Annotated in this window: 7 protein-coding genes; 1 reads left to right on the top strand and 6 read right to left on the bottom strand. The window is 70.1% G+C overall.

All coding sequences use genetic code 11. From position 1 onward, the window contains the following. Positions 1-20: 20 nt before the first annotated feature. From AC6JBM_RS05055 to AC6JBM_RS05080, 6 genes are all read right to left on the bottom strand, one after another. The gene (locus tag AC6JBM_RS05055; protein ID WP_497982457.1) at positions 21-4724 is read right to left on the bottom strand and encodes a S1 RNA-binding domain-containing protein; all 4704 of its coding nucleotides are present in this window, start codon (positions 4722-4724) and stop codon (positions 21-23) included. After that, the gene (locus AC6JBM_RS05060) at positions 4721-5860 is read right to left on the bottom strand and encodes a hypothetical protein (protein ID WP_497982458.1); all 1140 of its coding nucleotides are present in this window, start codon (positions 5858-5860) and stop codon (positions 4721-4723) included. Before AC6JBM_RS05060 ends, AC6JBM_RS05055 begins: the two co-directional genes overlap by 4 nt. Continuing rightward, the gene (locus AC6JBM_RS05065; RefSeq protein ID WP_497982459.1) at positions 5857-7353 is read right to left on the bottom strand and encodes a hypothetical protein; all 1497 of its coding nucleotides are present in this window, start codon (positions 7351-7353) and stop codon (positions 5857-5859) included. The genes AC6JBM_RS05060 and AC6JBM_RS05065 overlap by 4 nt, the downstream gene beginning before the upstream one ends. Before the next feature lie 126 nt (positions 7354-7479). Beyond that, a complete protein-coding gene (locus tag AC6JBM_RS05070) occupies positions 7480-7956 on the bottom strand; it encodes a hypothetical protein (protein WP_497982460.1) in 477 nt (158 codons plus the stop codon). A 479-nt stretch (positions 7957-8435) separates the two neighbouring features. Then, positions 8436-9476, bottom strand: coding sequence for a tyrosine-type recombinase/integrase (locus tag AC6JBM_RS05075; RefSeq protein WP_497982461.1), 1041 nt, complete (start codon positions 9474-9476; stop codon positions 8436-8438). Beyond that, the gene (locus AC6JBM_RS05080) at positions 9466-9963 is read right to left on the bottom strand and encodes an AbrB/MazE/SpoVT family DNA-binding domain-containing protein (RefSeq protein WP_497982462.1); all 498 of its coding nucleotides are present in this window, start codon (positions 9961-9963) and stop codon (positions 9466-9468) included. The genes AC6JBM_RS05075 and AC6JBM_RS05080 overlap by 11 nt, the downstream gene beginning before the upstream one ends. Before the next feature lie 395 nt (positions 9964-10358). On the opposite strand from AC6JBM_RS05080, the gene AC6JBM_RS05085 reads away from it, so the two are divergent. Then, on the top strand, positions 10359-12170 hold the full coding sequence (locus AC6JBM_RS05085; RefSeq protein ID WP_497982463.1) for a hypothetical protein: 1812 nt from the start codon (positions 10359-10361) through the stop codon (positions 12168-12170). The last annotated feature ends 124 nt before the right edge of the window (positions 12171-12294 follow it).

Consider the following 12294-nt stretch of genomic DNA (forward strand, 5'->3'; position numbering starts at 1 on the left):
CCAAGTCTGCACTGAGCCGCTCACATCGGCCGCGACGAACGGACCGTGATTCGGTCCTCGTAGATCCATTGTGGTTCGACGAGGATGAGCCCGAAGTTCGTCAACCGCGCAGCGAATCCATCCCATGTGTCGCCCGTGCCGATGTCTACGTAGTTGTAGGGATCCTGCCGGAAGAGCAACGAGGCCGGCTCCTTGCGGGCCCGGCGTTCCCGTTCGGCATTCTGAAATGCCTGCCGGGCGTTGTTGAACCGTACAGTGCCGTCGGTCTGCAGGTTCGTGGCGCGGATGCGGTAAGGGTACAGGCGGACCAGCGCCGCCGTGATCGTCTCCGCGGGTACGGCCTGTGGGTGGGCGACGATGACCGTCCAGTTGGGTCGTTCGCCTCCTCCGCTGCGGCGGTCCAACCGCACCAGGCAGCCGAATTGGCGGGACAACCGCTCCCGGGCAGGCACATCGAGGGGGCCGGTGTGCGGCACGTCGATCTCGGACAGCTGACCCGAGGCCACCGTCTCGATCGCCCGCTGCGCGTCCCACGGAGTCGGGTTGCTGGGCTCATCAGTCCAGCGCATCACCAGTTTCCCGGCGTCGATCCGCAGATCCGCTGAGGGACCGGTCAGTGCCCGGAGCCGGTTGACGTCGGGGCCACGATCTGCCTGGATCAGCCGGACGATGTCGTCTGGCAGCGGGCATTCGGCCTGTTGGAAGACCCGGCTGCCGATCAGATTCCGCCGTTCGGTGTTGATCTCGATCAGTCTGACCCGGAGCGTGCTGCCGACGGGAAGTACCGTCTCCAGGTCGCGGCGTACCAGGGTTTCCCGCGCCGGCACGAACACTTCAGTTCCGGTCCGGGCGACCGCGACCCGCAGGCCGGCACGCTCGGCGCGGACGACCTGACCGGTAAGAACGTCACCGACGGTCAGGCCGGCCAGCGGGTCCTTGGCCGGGTCGCGCAGGGTGAGCAGCACCCGGCCCTGTTCCGGGTCTACTTCGGTGACGTGTACGTCGACCGTCCCACCGGGAGACAGCGACGGCGGCTGCTGTCCGGGCCACGCGAGATGATTGCTCGGGATGTTGGTCGTGATTCCGTCCACCTCCACCGTGACCTGGCGGTCCGCGACGGCGAGGACCGTCGCGGACCAGCGCGGTCGCGTCCCCAGCCGGATGATGCCGGTAACGTCGATGATCCGGGCCCGCTGCCGCAGCGCACGGGCGAGCAGCAGGCCGAGGGCTCGGTGCACGGCGACGGCCTCGTCCAGCGGCAGGCTGCCCGCGGCCCGGTACATCGCGAGGATGTCGCGAGGTGCGGCCGGACCGGACAGTGTGAGCGACCGGCCGGTGCGCTGGAACGGGCCGGTCGGCAGCCGCAGGTCCGGCAGGTCGAGGTCGACGGAAGCGGTGCGGCGTGGGCGTTTGCCGAGCCGTACCCGCACCTGCTGGCCGATCGCCATCTCAGTAGGCCGGGCGGGCAGGTCGTCGGCGCGGAACTCGAAGGCGACTGGCGGGTCGTCGGCGCGCAGCCGGGTGCCGTCCGGGGTCAGGCATACGTACAACGACTCGTTGCGCGCATCGACGACGGTGCCGGCGAACGGTTCCCCGCCGGCGTCGGCGAGCCGGGCCATTGCGGACGCGATCCACGGTAATGCGGACAACTGGACCAGGCCGGTGGCGGTGTCGGTGGCCACGACGGCAAGCCGCAGCCTGGTTCCGACCGGCCAGCTCTCCAGCATGGTGTCCCGGACTCCGGAGCCGACGTCGTAACCGGTCAGCGGGATCTCCACGCCGGTGACCTCTTCGCGGGCGATGAGGATCCGCCGCCGGTCCCGTTGCGTCGGGCGGATCTCGGTCACCTGAACGACACATTCGTCACCGGGTCCGAACCGCCCAGTAAATCGCTCCACCGCCGCGATCGGGTCCTGGGCGGCGTAGACGGTGCCGTCGACGACGGCGGTCACCGCGACGATCGGATGGTTCGGATCGAACTGGTCGACGACGACCTCGAGGCCGGCGAACAGGTTGACCGGCTCATCGGTGCTGCCGGTTCCGGGGGCGCTCGACGTCGTGTCGTCGTCGGCGACCAGGTAGTCGGCGGCGCTGACCAGGTCAGGATCGAGACCGCTCAGATCGTTGCCGACTGCTTCGCGTTGCGTGAGGTCACCGCTCTCCTCGGCGGTGTCGTCGCCGACGGCGAGTTCGATGTCGGGTACGGCAACCGGCGGCTGTGTGGCCAGCACCCGCACCTGGGTGCCATGACTGCGTTGCCCGACGGGCTCGACGAGGACGCGTTCACCGGGCAGGATAGTCGGCGGCTGCAGCGGCCTGGACGGTTCCTGCCCGGCGATGTGGGCGAGGAGGGGGACGTCGCCGGCGAGATGCTCGCCGCGCAACGCGACGCAGAACGACAGCGTCACCTGCTCCTCGGGTTCCTGCAGCGGTGAGGTCCAGCGTCGCCGCCGGTCCCGGACGAGCGCGATAAGGTATTCCGGCCTGTCGGCGGTCCGTGACAGCAGCGTGTCGGCATCCATCACGGGCCGGGCTCCCTGGTGCAGTCGCGCGACGACGTCAGGGTCGGCGCGGGGCACGAGTGCCGCCTGCCACGTGTCGTCGTTGTACTGGTAGATCGCGTTCGGCCCGGCCCAGGCGATGACCCGGCGCAGCCGGTCGGCCAGGCCCGGCTCGATCGGTCGGACCTCGGCGGTCTTGGTTCTCGACTGCAGGGACTGCAGCAGCCCTTCGCGGCGGCGCAGCACGGCGTTGAGGGTGCCGGCCGACAGCAGGTATCGCTGCGCGGCCGCGTCCTGTTCATCGGGCCGCAGCCGTTCCCATTCGTGGACCAGTAGCAGGGTCGTGTCGAGGTCGTCGACACAGTCGGAGAGCAGTGCAGTGTGCAGCCGGTCTGCGTGCAGGCGGGTGATCGCCGGCCAGCCGGAACTCCAGTGCAGCGCCTTCACCCACTGCCGATCGTGCATCGCGGCCAGGACAGTGGCCGCCTCGACGGCGACGCCGGCCTCGTCGGCGCACATCAGCATCGCGGCCGCATCGAACGACTCCCGCGACGACGCCAGTTCGCTGCCGAACGGTGTCGGGTCGCCGTCGGCGGTGACGGCACCCATGCCCCGCAGGGTCGCGTACGCCCGCCGCATCTCGTCGATCGGCGGTCCGGGCGCGAGCCAGCGCAGCGAAGCAGGGTCGCTGACGCCGGCGGCGGCAGCGGTCAGCACGACCCGCTCGAGCGGCGCCCGGACGATCTCCGGTGGCGTCTCGAAAGGCAGCTGATCGAACTGATCCCGGCTGAACAGGCAATGCCACACACCGGGCGCGGTGCGTCCCGCCCGGCCACGGCGCTGCCGCAGACCTGACTGCGAATGCGCCTTCGGCCGGACGATCGTCGTGAGGGTCGCCGGGTCCCATTCGGTAGTGTTGATCAGACCCGAGTCGATGACATGGCGGACGCCGTCGACCGTCAGCGACGTCTCGGCGATGTTGGTCGCCACAATGACCCGCCAGCGGACGCCTTTGGGGCGCCGGTCGGCGGTCAGGGCACGAGTCCGTTGCGCCTGCGACAGTTCGGCATACAACGGCAGGATCTGCACCTTGCCGGCGAGGTCCTCGTCGTCGCCGACAGACTCCTCGAGATCATTGATCACAGCGTTGATCGCCCGCCGACCGGGCAGGAAAACCAGCAGGTCGCCCTGATACGTCGGCACGTCCTCCGGCACATCCGGTGGCCGTTCCCCGCTCGCCATCCACCGCAGCACCTCGTAGGCGGTGCCGGCCACCTCGCCCGGCATCCGGGCGGCCCACTGGTTCAGCGGTATCTCCGGCGCCGAGCGCCACCGTTCGTACACCGGCTTGCCCTGTTTGCCCGGTAGGCGCATCGTGGTCGAGCGGATTTCCGGACGGAAGAACTCGGCGAACGCCCGGGTGTCGATGGTGGCGGACACGATGAGCAGCCGCAGTTGTGGCAGCGCCACCAGCTCGCGGCGCAGCAGCGCGAGGATCAGGTCGATGTTGAGACTGCGTTCGTGCGCTTCGTCGATGATGACCGTCGAGCAGCCGTGCAGTTCACCGCGGCGGATCATGTTCAGCAGGGTGCCGTCAGTCGTGTACACCAGCCTGTTGCGGGAATCCGCCTGGTCGCGGGCGGCGGAGTGCCGGTAGCCGATATCGACGCCGGCACCGACGGCGGCGCCGTGCAGCCTTCCAGCAATGTATCGGGGGATGCCCTGGGTTGCCTCGATGCGCGGCTGGGTCACCACGATCAGGCCGTGGCGGGTCACCGTGTCGCCTGGGTACGGTGCAGGCGGGTTCAGCAGGCGCCACGGCAGGAACGTCGACTTTCCGGATCCGGTGGGGGCCTCGACGACCACGACCTGATGCTGTTCCATCGCATCGAGCAGCTCGCCGATGTGGTCGTCGGTGATGCCAAACGTGCCTTCGCCGATTGTTGGTGCCGTGGTGTGCTGCGGACGGTGTGGACGGGACCCCCGGTCGAGCCGGCCCAGCCGGCCGGCCTTCAGCTCTCCGGCCACCACCGGCCGGTCTCCCGGGTCGAGGTCGACGTACGCGGCGCCCATCCGGCTGGTCTGGCGATTGTGCTTCGAACGGCACTCGACGCAGCGTTCGGGCCGTGACTCGCCGCGTACCGCTGCGTCCCGCGCCGACTGGTCGGAATATGTGAAGAGCCGCCCGCAGTCCTTACAGGCGACTTTCCAGTCCCGAATCATCGTATGGCTCCGTTCGTGGCGCCCCAGGCGGACCCTTCGACGAGACTGCCGTTGATGCGATAGAGGGGCTGCACCCGGACTGTCGGACCGCCGCCTGCCATCCAGGTGGTCAGCCCCCGGTAGAAGCCGACGACGGCCGGTTCGAACCCGGTGTGCACCAGTTCGATGTCACCGATTCCGGCGGCGGTCAGCTCGCGGAGCTTGCCGAGGGTTGCGGCGGCGCAGAACGCATCGGTATCCGCGAGCGTACGACTAGTGGATACCATCCGGTTACGGAACCAGTACCCATCGACGCTTCTGTCGATTTCGCTGTGCCGCATCGACATGAGCCCGACCCGAATGGTTCGCCCTATGGCGACGGTGTCGCTCGTTGGTCGGTGCAGCGGGAACGGCTGCGCCTCCGAGCCGTCTACATACAGCACGCGTACCGGCCGGCCGTCACCGACGCGGGTTGCGGCTTGGTGCAGAACCTCGGTGATCACTTCGTGGCGTGCCCCAGAGCCGACCTGCAAGGGCTCGCCACTGCCTACCGCAGCGACCAGCTCGGTCCACAACTGCCGGGCTGACGCTACCCGCTCGTCGGCGGCGCGGAACGGGGCCCAGTGGGGTGCCGCCGACCGGAGCTGCTCGGCAGCCTCGGGCTCAGGCCAATACGGTAGCGCGTCCGCAACGGTGCTGGTGGCGCTGGCGGTCAGCTGCGGGCCGACAGGGATCGGGGATGGCGAGAGGACCACCCCGCTCGCCTCCGCTTGGATGCGGTCGGCCGCGGCCAGCACCGTCGGTGCGCTCTGCTGGTCCAACGCGCAGGCGAGATCGCGCAGCCAGTCGGGCGCTTGATCCGGTGGGTGGAACCCTGCCCGGCTTCGACCGGCTCCGTGCTGTGCGGGGGGCAGGGCGTCCAGCACGTCAGCGGCGATGCAGGCGACGGGGGAGCCGCGGCGGCGGGCGAGACGTTCGATTGCGGTGCAGGCGGTCGCGTACCGGCGCAGCTCTTCCTGGCCGAGATGGCCCTGCGTTGCCCGCCGCTCGACCGTGACGGCCGAGCGGACCACGTCGGTGAAGCCGTCAGGATCCGGTCCGCTGCCGCCGGGCCACGGACCCGGCATCGCCCAGATCACCACGATGCGGCCGGTCACTGTCGAGCCGTTCGGGCGCGGGCGAGCGTGTCAGCGGCCCGCATCGTCAGGCTCGGCGTGTATTGCGGCCCGGCCAGCAGCATCACTCCGGCACGCCGCGCCTCCCGGTCCAAAGCGTCCAGCACCGCGCCGTCCAGCGATCGGAGGTCCCTGGGGCACAGCACCGCACCCCCGCCGAAGAGCCGAGGCACCGCAGCCAGGACCGCATCCGGCAGCTGGTCGAGTTCGGCGTCCGCGACGGTCAGACGCAGGACGCTGGCCGGGAACGTCGAGGCGCCGCAGACCAGCCAGTCGGTCAGGTCGATCGTCTCCGCGGACGCGGTGCAGGTGCGATCGGCATGCACGACGAGGTCGACGGGCAACTGCGTGTCCTCGGCGTCCAGTTGCGTGTCGCCGGTACCGGCGGCAATCCGGTGCACCGCCGCGGCGATCAGCAGGCCCTCGCGTGCGTCGAGGAGATCGACGGTATGCCAGGCCCGGTCCAGTGGGTCGGTGGCACCCTTGAGCACCACAGTAGGGCGGTGCGACCAGGTCAGAATCGCCTCCACGGCGGCCGAAGGCCAGACTCCACTGGCGATGCCGTGGCACACCGCAGCCGCCGCCGCGGGAGGCAACGCCCCGATCCGCTCCCGAAGCTGGTCACTGACCCGCACGGACGCGACGAACAACCGCAGCGCGGCGTCGGCGGGGATGACGCCATCGGCACTGTCGAGCGCAATGCCGCAACGACCGGCCCACTGGGAGATCGCCCGGGGGATGGGCGCGGCGGCGGTAATGCGGCCGCTGCCGGTGACGAAACGGATGGACAGGTTACCGCCGGACCGGTGCGCCTCGGCTAGCAGCAGCGTGCACACCGCCCGGGCCGGCGCATCCGGGTCGAGCCGCGACAGCTGCGTGATGAGGCAATCGCCCACGCTGAGCGCGTTTCGGTCCCGGTCAAAGCGGAGCAGCACCAGGGCGATGACGACGTTCTGCGAACAGAACCGGTACACCCGCCAGTCATCCGGCCGGGGCGCCTGATCGGCGGCCCGGCGGCCGGCCAGGACTAGGTCCTGCTGATGCGCCAGGAACTTCGCGATCCTGCGGAGCGCATGTGCCTGCCGGGTGAACTCGTCCGCGTAGAGCGAGAACCGGTCCACCACCGGCTGAGTGTCGTCCCAGGTCTGCGGATCGTCGAGATCCACGATGACGACCTGTGGGTCGTTGGTTCCGTCCAGACGCATGCACGCCAGCTGCCGCTCAGGCAGCCACTCGATTGGCACGAGCTTTGCTGGGAACCCGGGCACCGTAAACCGGATACCTGCGAGCATCGCTGCCACGTCCAGGCCGGACGGCGCCGGCGTCAAACCGAGGAGCTCCCACCCGCCGTCCACCTGACGCTGCCAGCCGTTGCGCCGGCTCCAGAGACGCCATGCCAGTGGAATCGCCAGACCATACCGCGCCGCGAACAGGTCGACGTCCTGCGTGGTTGGCGGGTCGCCTTTCTGGAGCACCGGACCGGTTAGCGTGGAACCGTCCGGCTTGCCCAGAGGTCGTCCCTGAGGACGCCCATGTGGCCGACCGTTCGACTTGGTCAGGCCTCGCCTGGACCGGTTCGTATCTCGACTCATCCGGTCTGATCAGCGCTTCTCGAGCATCGCGTCGGCGAAGCGGACCAGGTCCCGCAGGCCAATGCTGTGCGTGACTCCGCCGACTCGGCCGTCCGCGTCGACCTCATGCACCGTGACCGTGTCGTTCCTCGTGTTCACGTGGACCACCAGCTTGCCGACGGCATCCTCGACGACATCGGCGAGGTCGACGTTGTCCAGGCCCGCCTCAACGATGCGACTGATGCCCCCGGGCGTGGCTTCGTGGCTCGCCACCCAGTCGTCGCTCATCTGCCTAGTCGAGATGGTCCTGCCCATCCGCGGACCGACGCTCTTCTCACTGCCAGTCGTCTTGACCTCCACCACCATCAGGCGCTCGGACTGCGTGTCAAAGGTGGCAAGATCAAGGCCCTGCGGTTTGCCGCGGGTTGCCTCGTCGACAACGATCTCGTGATCAAGAACGTCGTGGAGCAGGACCGCCGCGATCGCTTCGCCGAACGACCCGAGCATTCCTGTATCCCTCGGATTCGCCTCAACCTCATGAAGTTGCTTGAGCAGGTTATTGCAGGCCATCAAACTCCGATCACCATGGGACATGGTGCACTGCTCCAAGTGTCGCGACGCCGGGAACGGGCGCCAACACGACCACACCATTGGTGGACGTTCGGTCGATGAAGATCGAGGCACATGGTCGGCGACTCCCGGCCATTGTGGGGCTGGTGTCGTCTTATCCGTCCGGTGACGCGGCGTTCAGCCGCCGATGCGAACCGTCTGCATCTGTTCACCACACTCCGCGGATTAGCCGTGCCAGTGCTGCCTCCGGGGCGCTGTCGGCTGATACGACGCTCAAACCGAGGGCCTGTCAACTTGACGGCACCTCTCTCCTGCTGACGGCTTGACACAGAGAGGTGCCGTTCGTTCCGACGCCCTGCGGCACGCCCGCCAGCGAGCGCAGGTCTCAGAACCGGCAGCGCGCTTTGGGCGGGTGTTCAAGTCTGCAATACACCACCCGGAACGTCGCCGGACGGGCCCGCGAGCGGGTGTGGCTGCCCGGTCATCGCGGCGAGCGCGGTGGCGACGGCTTGGAGGTCAGCGCGGATGTAGGTGGTGGTGGCTGGTCCGGTGGTGTCGGTGTGGCCGGCGTAGGCGCGGGCGACGCCGTAGCCGAAGTGCCGCTCCACCCAGGTCAGTGTGGTGTGGCGTAGCCAGTGGGCGGTGACGCCGTGCATGGCGACCCAGGGCAGGTGCTGGCCGATACGGTGCCAGAGCTGGTCGTAGCGGCGGCTGGTCAGGGCATTGCCGTTCGTATACCGGAGCAGGGCGTCGGTGGGCAGAATCGCGCCGCGGACGGCGGCGTGCTGGGTGAGGCTAGTGGCAAGGGCGAGGGTGATCGGCTGCCAGCGGACCGTGCCGCCCTTCTCCCGCAGGAGCAGCAGGCTGCGGTCGGCGTCGAGGTCCTGCAGCCGCAGGCCGAGGGCGCCGCCACGCCGGCACGCGGTCTCCGTGTGCAGGCGAAGCAGCAGTGCGTCGAGGATAGTGTCGTTGCCGGTGGTGCGGGCGACCTGATTGATCTCGATGAGTTCGAAGGGGGTCAACGCTCGTCGGGTGCTGGGCAGGCGCCGGGGTTTGGCGACACGGTGCGCGGGGCTGTCCGCGGCTTGGATCAGTCCGTCGGCGACGGCCTGATTGTAGAAGGCGCGGGCGGCCGCGACGAGCAGTTCGCCGGCGTGCCGGCCGTTGCGACTATTGCGCCGGACACGCGCGCGGCCGGTGACCTGTTGCCGCATGGCTTGGATGTCGCCGGCCGTGACGGCGTCGATCGGGATGCCGGCCCAGGCGGTGGCCATGCGGTGCCAGTAGCTGCGGTAGGCGCGCAGCGCACCCGGGCCGGCGGCCGCGAGGACCTGGGGAAGGTAGGCGTCGAACGTCGGTCGCGCCGGTTGAGCGCAGCGCTGCAGGTCGGCGACGGTGACGCCGAGTTCTGCCAGGAGCTTCCACGCCTGTGCAACGCACGCCGGGTCAACGGTCATGGCCGTCGGCTGTCAGGTGGGTGTGCAGGCCGGCGAGCAGTCGCGCGACCGTTGCCACGGAGTGCACGATCAGCAGGTCGTGGGCGGGTTCGGCGGCGAGGACGACGAGGTCGCCGGCGCTGATGGCGCACATCTGCCGCACCGCGACGGGCAGGGAGAGGCCGCCGCGCGCGCCGATCAAGGGTCGGCCGCTGGCCGCCGCCCGGATCAGGACCGCACCGCCGATGACGTCGATGCGCACACGTTGGCCGGGGCGCCAGCCGAGCTGGTCGAGCAGCGATCGGGCGGACACTCGCCCGGACCGGTCCAGCCGCGCGATGTCCAGCACCGGGAGCATCGGTTCGAATTCGCGGTGGGCGGACGAGCTCGCCGGCAGGGCCGGCAGCGGCGCCGGTTCCGGCGGTCGGCGGGGGAGCGGTGCGGGGATCAGCGCCGCGATCATCTGCTCGGCGACGGCCGGGATGGTGCGCTGGATGGCGGTCATCATCGCCGCCCGGGGTGGGTGTTGACGTGCGTAAACCGGGCGGGCTGGTCACCCGCTCGGTTCAGGTGGCGGGGATGCCTGAGTGTGCGCCGGATTCTGATCTTGGTGTTTTTCCACCAAGGGTGGTGTCGAAGGGGGGACCCCACGCCCAGCACACACGCCGAAAACGTGTGCACATGCCAATAGCGTAACCAGCTCAGCGTACGGTCTCAACCGGCGTTAACGGGAGCCCTCGGACGCGTGACTCGGCAGGAACCGGAGCCTCGAAGGCGCATGGCTACTGAGGTCGTCACGGCCGGGCTCGTGCTGCGGCGCCGGAATCCCACTCGTCGTCTGCGGCACCCAATGTGGCCGATCATCCGGTGCGGCCGTCCTGATGCCGTGGCTACGGTGCAGCAATGACCGGTCCGGCGCAGACGACCGAGCGGCCCGGCGGCCGGCGGCGGCTGTGGATCGCCGTGGCCGCGCTGGTCACGGCGATCGCGATCGTCGTCGTCGGCGCCGTGTACCGGCACAGGTCGGCGGACGCGGTGACCGTCGGCCCGGACGGCGGCACGTTCCGGCTCGGGGAGCTGACCGTCTCGGTGCCGGCCGGTGCGGTCCGCGACAGGACGCGGCTGAGCGGCGGACAGCCTGCGGCGATCGCGGCGGACCAGCCGGGGCCGCTGCCGCAGTGGCACGTGCCCCGGCTGCGGTTCGAGCTGGCGCTGGGCGGCGATGTCCAGCCGCTGCTCCCGATCGCAGTCAGTGTGCGGCTGGCCGGCCGCTGGCTCCCGCCGGGCGCCTCGGCACGGGAGGCGCTGCTGTACACGGGCGGCACCGCGGACCGGGACTACCGCCTCGTGGCCGCCGACGTCGACGACTCCGGGGTCCTGCGCGCCGAGCTGTGGCACCTGTCCGCGAAGTTCCTCGCCTTCGCCGGGCCGGTCGTACTGCTGCCGGGGCTGCGAGCGCTCGCCGCCCGGGCCACCGGGGAACCGGCCGCGCCGCCCGAGTGCCCGCAGGATGCGGAGACGCCCGCGCTCGGCCCGATCAAGCTCGCGCCGGGCACCGGCGGCGGCTGGTCAACGGCCGCGGACAGCCCCGTGCGCCCGTGCCTGCGGGTCGACGGCGGATCGGTCGACCTCGTGATCGCCAACGGCGCCGACTACGTGTGGTCGCTGTTCCTCACGCACGACCTCACCGTCGAGGCACGGTCCGACGACGCCGAGAACGAGGTGGTGAAGGCGCTGACCGCCCGGCTGTATCCGAACCTGTCGGTGCAGGGCTACCTGTCGCGGGGCGACCGGGCGACGGTCCCGCTGAGCGCCGCCGCGCTGCCGGCGACGGTCCAGCTCCAGGCCAGCCCGAGCACCTTCCTCGCCGAGATCGTGTGGATCGCGACGAAGTTTCTCGCCGGCCTGTTCCTGGGCACCGACGAGAGTGAGACGGTCCGGCAGGTCAAGGCGCTTATCGAGCTGCCCCAGGTGTTGAGCTGCCTGGGCTCGACCGTGCGGATTGGCAACGGCGCCGGCTCACCGGAGGACGTCTTCAACGCCGTCGTGAGCCAGTGCACCGAGAAGCTCGCCGACGCGCTCGGCGACCTCACCGCCGACGCGGTGAGCTGGAAGCGGTTCTGGCAGCGCTGGCTCACCCCGGCCGGCGGGGTCAAGGACGCGTTGAGCGCGGCGACCACCGCCTACACGGGAATCGGGCAGCAGATCAGAGGACCCGTGACGGTGACCGTCCAGGGCCCGGAGTCGGCCCCGGTCGAGCTGACCGAGACCGCCATCGCCGGCTTCTCGGTCAACGGCCCTAGCGACGCGGCCGAGCGGCGACTCCGGGCGGCGCTTGGCCCGCCACAGCTGCGCGACAGCAACGGTGCCTGCTCGGTCGTGCCCCTGCCGCCCGAGGCCCGCCGGACCCTCACCTGGGGCGCCCTGAGCGTCACAATCCGGCGGCCCGGCCGGCCGGACTCGGCCCTGGTCGGCTGGACCGTGTCGACCGGCAGCCTCCCGGCCAACGTGCGGCTGCCCTACGGCGTCACCACCGCGACCCCGGTGCGGCAGGCGATGACGCAGATCCCGCACGCCCACGCCGACTGGAACCCCACCTTCGAGATGTACTCGATCACGACTGACGACCACCCGGAGCTGGTGTGGTCCGGTGACCACGAGGACGGCAGCGGCGCCGTCACGTACATCACGGACATGTTCGAACCGTGCGACTGAACCGGCGCGGCGGCGGTCCCGGAACGGGCTCCCCCGAACGGCACCGGACGGCGCCGATCGATGCCGATGTCGAAACCCGCGGCGCCGCCACCCGAGCCTGGCACCCGTTGTCGGGCCCCGCCGG

The sequence above is a fragment of the Dactylosporangium thailandense genome (genome assembly GCF_059739745.1).